The 6,315-nt window shown below is 40.4% G+C and carries 4 protein-coding genes and 1 tRNA gene; 3 read left to right on the top strand and 2 right to left on the bottom strand.

From position 1 onward, the window contains the following. Positions 1–64 precede the first annotated feature (64 nt). From A5295_RS05290 to A5295_RS05280, 3 genes are all read left to right on the top strand, one after another. Complete coding sequence (locus tag A5295_RS05290) at positions 65–547, top strand: holo-ACP synthase (protein WP_004109204.1); 483 nt, start codon at positions 65–67, stop codon at positions 545–547. A gap of 120 nt (positions 548–667) precedes the next feature. Next, positions 668–741 (top strand) — tRNA-Gly (locus tag A5295_RS05285). 136 nt (positions 742–877) lie between these two features. Continuing rightward, a complete protein-coding gene (locus tag A5295_RS05280; RefSeq protein WP_180963741.1) occupies positions 878–2,896 on the top strand; it encodes a glycoside hydrolase family 25 protein in 2,019 nt (672 codons plus the stop codon). On the opposite strand, the gene A5295_RS05275 is transcribed toward A5295_RS05280, so the two are convergent. Both A5295_RS05275 and A5295_RS05270 read right to left on the bottom strand, forming a co-directional pair. Continuing rightward, positions 2,882–4,978 carry a hypothetical protein gene (locus A5295_RS05275; RefSeq protein ID WP_231875297.1) on the bottom strand — a complete coding sequence of 699 codons (2,097 nt, stop codon included), beginning with the start codon at positions 4,976–4,978 and terminating at the stop codon, positions 2,882–2,884. The two genes, A5295_RS05280 and A5295_RS05275, sit on opposite strands and share 15 nt — an antisense overlap. A 93-nt stretch (positions 4,979–5,071) precedes the next feature. After that, positions 5,072–6,004: a glycosyltransferase family 2 protein gene (locus A5295_RS05270; protein ID WP_064622029.1), complete on the bottom strand. Its 933-nt coding sequence runs from the start codon at positions 6,002–6,004 to the stop codon at positions 5,072–5,074. Positions 6,005–6,315: the final 311 nt, after the last annotated feature.

Raw genomic sequence — 6,315 nt, 5'->3', positions numbered from 1 at the left:
ATTTTATATAGTATTTTTGCGTAGAACATAAAAAAGTAGGTATGTGTGTTAAAAGTAGGTGCGTATGATTGCAGGAATAGGGCACGACTTGGTAAACGTTGCGCAGTTTGCTGAGCAGATGCAGGATGGCAATGGTTGGCGTGCGCTGTTTTCTGTGCGAGAGCTTCGACAATGTGATCTTCGTGCGCAAGTGAAGAATGATGAGAGAGCTTTACATATTGCAGCACGCTGGGCTGGCAAAGAAGCTGTGATTAAAGCGTGGTCCGAGGCGTTATGCACAATAAATAACCCTTATCCATATACTCTGGATAACATGCCGTGGGCGAGTATTGAGATTCTTAACGATTCCCATGGTTGCCCACGCATTATTCTCAGCTCAGATGTGCATTCGCAACTTGTAAAATCGCTTTTCAGTGCGTCCAGCGAGTGTGTAGATAGTAGTGAGCACATAGATAATATTCGTTGGCATATTTCGCTTAGTCATGACGGATTATTAGACGATAATTCAGCTTTTGCATCAGCTGTTGTAATGCTTGAAGTCTTATAAGAAAAGCTACATTATAAGAAAAATATGTTTTGTGCACTTGTGTCGATGTCACAAGCATCTGTATACTTGAACGAGTCGATATTTGTGCGTGAATATTTCGTGCAAATATGGTGCGTAATTGCGGACGTAGCTCAATGGTAGAGTCTCAGTCTTCCAAACTGATTACGCGGGTCCGATTCCCGTCGTCCGCTCCATTTTTTATTTTTGCTTTACGTTTTGCAATTTTCTTTTTAATGGTTTATTTATTTCAGTTTTTTGTGAAAATCACATGTTTTGCATATTATTTTCACATTTTCATTGAATTTATGCTTGTTATTAGGTGCTATTGCTATGGTAATAGCGGAGAAGCACGTAAAAAACATGTCTGGAGGACTCGTGGGACAGATTATCGTACGTGTATTAGCTGGATTAGTGTCGGCTGCTACTGCTTTCACTATGAATGTCGTTGCGCCGCAAAAATCTTCATCGATTGAACATGTGCATGCAAATGTGCGTGCTAATGTGTATACCAATGTGCATACTAAAAGTGTTGTTAAACCTATTATTCAATCACATTCTGGCACTGTGTATCAAAGCTCGTTTATTGATAATGAGTATGGTGCGCATTGGAGTGATGCTGATGGCACTACGGCTTTTATTGATGGAAATGATGATGTGTTCGTTCATAACGCTAAGGCGGTTATTGATGTTTCTGAGCATCAAAAAGAAATTGATTGGGATGCTGTAAAAGCTTCTGGAGTAGATGGTGCGATTATTCGTATTAGCTATGGCTGGGATAATGGATATGACAAGCAAGCTTTGCGCAATATTAGCGAATGCAAGCGTCTTGGTATTCCATTCGGCATTTACATGTATTCCTATGCTGAAAAAGCTGAAGATGGTGCTGCTGAAGGTGCCGACATTGTAAATCTTTTGAAGGGTGCTGGAGTAAGTCCTCAAGATTTAACGTATCCTGTTTATTACGATTTGGAAAAGTGGAGCTGGAGTGGTCATAAACCACCAACATCACCATACGTTTACCAGGATATTGTTGCTTCCTGGTGGAATCAGTTAGTTTCTGCAGGCTACCATAAGCTCGGCGTTTACTCTTATGCAAATTATTTGAGAGGACCATTAAATTCTCAGTATATTCACGAGCGTACAAGCTGGGTTGCTAGCTACGGTTCTCGTGTAGGCTTCCCTATTTCTACAGCATTGCGCGGATGGCAGTACACTTCCGACGGCAGCGTTGACGGAATTGATGGTCGCGTCGATTTGAACGCATTCGGCATGGCTGATGGCAGTGAAATCAATGGTGTTTCTGAGTTTGGTAGCACTATTACTAAGCCTAATTCTTCTAAGCCTTCTGGAGAAACGCGCAACTATGGTAGCTGGACTGTAAAGAGTTCTGGTCGTCGTGAAGTATGGACTAATGGAGACAAGAAGTTTGTGCTCCAGTACGAGCTTCGCGATTCATATTATGCTCATGGCGGTCCTGGTCGCCTTGGCGCTCCTGTTGCGCAAGAGGAGAATTTGGGTGCTGGCTGGTGGCGTCAGCGTTGCCAGAATGGTGATGTGTTTACGCAGGGTCGAGATAAGAAGTACGTGATTCAGTACGAATTGCGCGACTCCTACTATAAGCACGGCGGATTCACTCGTCTAGGCGCTCCTATTTCCGACGAGGAAAACTTGGGCGCAGGCTGGTGGCGTCAGCGTTGCCAGCACGGCGATGTGTTTACGCAAGGCCGAGATAAGAAGTACGTAATCCAGTACGAATTGCGCGACTCCTACTATAAGCACGGAAGCTATTCGCGACTTGGCTCGCCTATTTCCGACGAGGAAAACATGGGTGGTGGCTGGTGGCGTCAGCGTTGCCAGAATGGTGATGTTTGGACGCATGGTAGAGACATTAAGTACGTGATTCAGTTTGAGTTACGCGACTCTTACCAAGGACATCGTGGTGCTGGTTGGCTTGGTGCTCCTGTTGCTGATGAGGAGAATATGGGTGGTGGCTGGTGGCGTCAGCGTTGCCAGAATGGTGATGTTTGGACGCATGGTAGGGATAAGAAGTTTGTTATCATGTTTGCTCTTCGTGATTCTTACTATAGGCATCGTGGTGCTGGTTGGCTTGGTGCTCCTGTTGCTGATGAGGAGAATATGGGTGGTGGCTGGTGGCGTCAGCGTTGCCAGAATGGTGATGTTTGGACGCATGGCACAGATAAGAAGTTCGTTATCATGTTCAATCTTCGCAAGGATTATTATGCGCGCGGTGACTTTAAGAAGGTCGGCGCGCCTATTGAAGATGAACACAATGATGGCAATGGCTTATGGCATCAAAAGTGCCAGAATGTTGTGTTAGAAGCCCACTGATAGCATTTGGCTCCATGCAATAAAAGCATCTGGATTTGTGTATTGTATTTCATTCGCAGCTTCTGTGTGATTTGCAAATACAAGCAAGAATCCTAATACTATCGTTAATGTAGTGCATGCAACGATTAGAGTTTGAGTAGACATTTGGTTCCTATTCAATTCGATATTGTTGCATGCATTTTCTTTATCTAATTGCAACTGCGCATCTTGATTAGCTGAGCAATTTCTTCTAGCAAAACCAATAGATGCAATAATCATAAGAATTATTATTGAATCGCAATAATAACGGTAAAGGCTGCCGCCTAAGCAGTAGTTTACGTAGATTAACATAATCGAGAATGTTATTCCGCTTAAGCACATTATGTATTCGATTTTTTGCATGTACTTGCGTCTTATTAAGAAAATGCCCCAAATAAGTGGTATTGATAGCAGACCAAATGTCATGTGATTAAAGAAACTATTTCCATAATCCGAAATGTTTGAGCTGGTTATTGTAATATACGGGAATTCCGTATCTATGCTTGGTGGCTTTATAAAGAAGTTTATTAACAAGTCTTTGATTTTTAGAGGGTCAAATGCTATACGATTAAATCGCAAGTCAAAATTTGTTAATTGTTCTTCATTACCAAAGTTAAAGAATGAACCAAAACGCAAGTAGTTATATACTAAGATTCCGGCAAACCCAGCTATTGCAGGAGTTAGGAAGCTTAAAGCTGCAGATACTTTATTTACTACGCTTCTGGAGTTGTTAAGCAGTAAAGCAATAAACAGTGGAGCTATAAACGCAACTGTGGAAATGCAGGAATTTGGTCTACAACCGCATTGCAAAGCTAAGCTTAATCCAGCTAAAGCAAATAATGCGTACTGAGTAAATTTAGTCTTAAGCCTTACGGCTTTCAGTGATGCGTAAACAAATAATGTTCCGAAAAATATAGCGCTTACCATAGGAATGTAGTAAATCGATGCAGATGCTTGCAGATAAAAAACAAGGCATCCAAATGGTAAGGCTGCTCCTATAAGCAGCATTGAGCAGTAGTTTATTCGTATTTCAAAGAATGTTATTATTTCTTTCCACAATGCAAATAATGCTGGTATTGTAATTGCTGCAAATAATGTTGTGACCATTATTGCGCTCGGCATCCAAGCTGGGAACAAAGCGTTAAACGGCAAATAAGTTAAAATAAACGGTACTATTCCAAAGTAGCAATAATATTTGCCATTATGCAGCACAACATCCCATATTGCAGGAGTTCCCTCGCGCACTAATTGCATTCTTTTGCCAATGCTAAATGGGTTTGTTGAATGCAATAAGCCATTTGGTGGGTCTTGTAGCAAAGATAGCGATCCTTGTTTCCAGGCTTTTAACTGCTCTGTATATGGGTTTCCGTCTATAAAATCGTATTTATCGTAGGAGAGTGGAACGCGTATTCGATTATAAGTGTTTAATCGGAGCCAAATATACAGTGAGAATCCGGTTACTATTGCGCACAAAGCCCAAAAAATTATGGTTTGAGCTCGATCTCCTTGAGTATAGGCTATTTTGTGCCATTTTTTCTTACGTATAGTTATAATCGCGGATCCAAAAACGAATAATATAGCCCATTTTCCATAGTTTATGTGCAACTTGTATTTTGGATTAATTGTTATATTTTTAACAACGATTCCGTTTGGCGTTTCGTTAAAGTGTAATTTTATTTTGTTTAGTTTTCCGTGACTTTCTAAACGTACTTTAGTCGTATTAAATTTTCCTGTTGTTATTTTAAATTGGCTAGCTAAAGCGTATCCAGGAGCTACACCAAAGTCTTCTAATTCTACGCTTCCAGTTACGTAATAAACTGGTTTTGTTTGTTGTAGCGAAATCTCTAATGTTTTGCTGTACGTGTTTAAGTTTGTGAATTCTACATCTGCGCCATTTTTAGATATATGTACGCCGTCATTTTTGTATTTTGCATATATTTCATCACGGCTTGCGTTTGTAGAGTCTTCTGCTTGTTCAGCTTTTACTTCTTTTACTGTGCTTAAATTTATGCTTTGTGTTTTAAATCCTAATTCGGATGCTTGAAATAAGTTACTAAAAAACATTAGTGTTATTAGTCCGCTTATAACAAAGCACACTATATATGGCAAATAAGTTTTTAGTTTAAGATTGTTTTTTATGACGGCTCGCACAGGTTACTACTTTCTATTTCTTTTTATGTAATCAAAAAGGTTTACTTGTTCTATAAAACGTTTGCGCTCATTTTTGGCTAAAATCTCAAGAATAATTCCGGAAATAAAGAATAGTAATCCTGTAATAATTAGCATTACAGCACCAATTAGAGTAGGGAAGCGTGTTACTAGGTGTGTGCGCCAAAATTCTATGAATGGAAGCATGCATGCTCCTACTCCGCACAGTGTTATTATTACGCCAAGTGTTCCAAAGAAAGGCATTGGTTTGTATTCGCGAATCATGTGAAAAATGGTTGAAAGCACTCGAATACCGTCGCCAACGGTGTCTAGCTTGCTAACTGATCCTTCTGGGCGGTCACGATACTGAATTGGCATTTCGTACAGTTTTATATTGTTGTTGAGTGAATGAATAGTCATTTCTGTTTCAACTTCAAATCCGCGCGAAAGTACAGGATAAGTCTTTACGAATGAAAAAGAAAAAGCGCGGTAGCCTGTCATAATGTCAGTTACTTTTGCGTGGAAAAGCGTGTTGATTGCGCCGCGCACTAGGCGATTTCCAAAATTGTGGAATGGTCGCTTGTTTTCTTGAAAATATGTTGAGCTTAAGCGGTCTCCAATAACCATATCGTAGCCTTCAACGATTTTTGCAACCATTTTTGGAGCAGCTTCTGCTGGGTAGGTGTCGTCGCCGTCTGCCATTACGTATACGTCTGCGTCTATATCTTGGAACATTGCGCGAATTACATTGCCTTTGCCTTGTCTTGGTTCTTTGCGAACCACAGCACCTGCTTCTTTGGCTATTTTTGCAGTATTGTCTGTTGAGTTGTTGTCGTACACGTATATTGTTGCTTCTGGAAGTGCCGCCTTAAAGTCTTTAACAACTTTTTCAATGGTGATTGCCTCGTTATAGCACGGCAGCAGCACTGCGACAGAAGTCATAATATATCCCTTCATAATGGCGAATGGTGCGCATGGAATGAGCAGTAATGTTCTTATACTATGTGCATGTCACTGTTATCTTACCTATTGTTGTGGATTGTAGTGCAACAATCTATTTGCGTTTATGTGGCAGTGTGTAGTACTGTGCGTAGTACTTGCGCATATAGTCTGCTATACTGCGTGGCAAGTGTTATGTAATTTTTTCAAGTTATGTAATGAATGTGAATATTAAGAATAGTTATGGTGGCATGCAATACGTATAAAAGTGTATGCTGCAAACAGTGTCAAATGTTCAAAATAAACTAATAATA

Origin of the sequence: Gardnerella sp. 26-12 (genome assembly GCF_001660745.1) — a bacterium.
Lineage (GTDB): Bacteria > Actinomycetota > Actinomycetes > Actinomycetales > Bifidobacteriaceae > Bifidobacterium > Bifidobacterium swidsinskii.
Note: the sequence above shows the minus strand (reverse complement) of the source record. Positions and strands in the feature narration are given on the sequence as shown.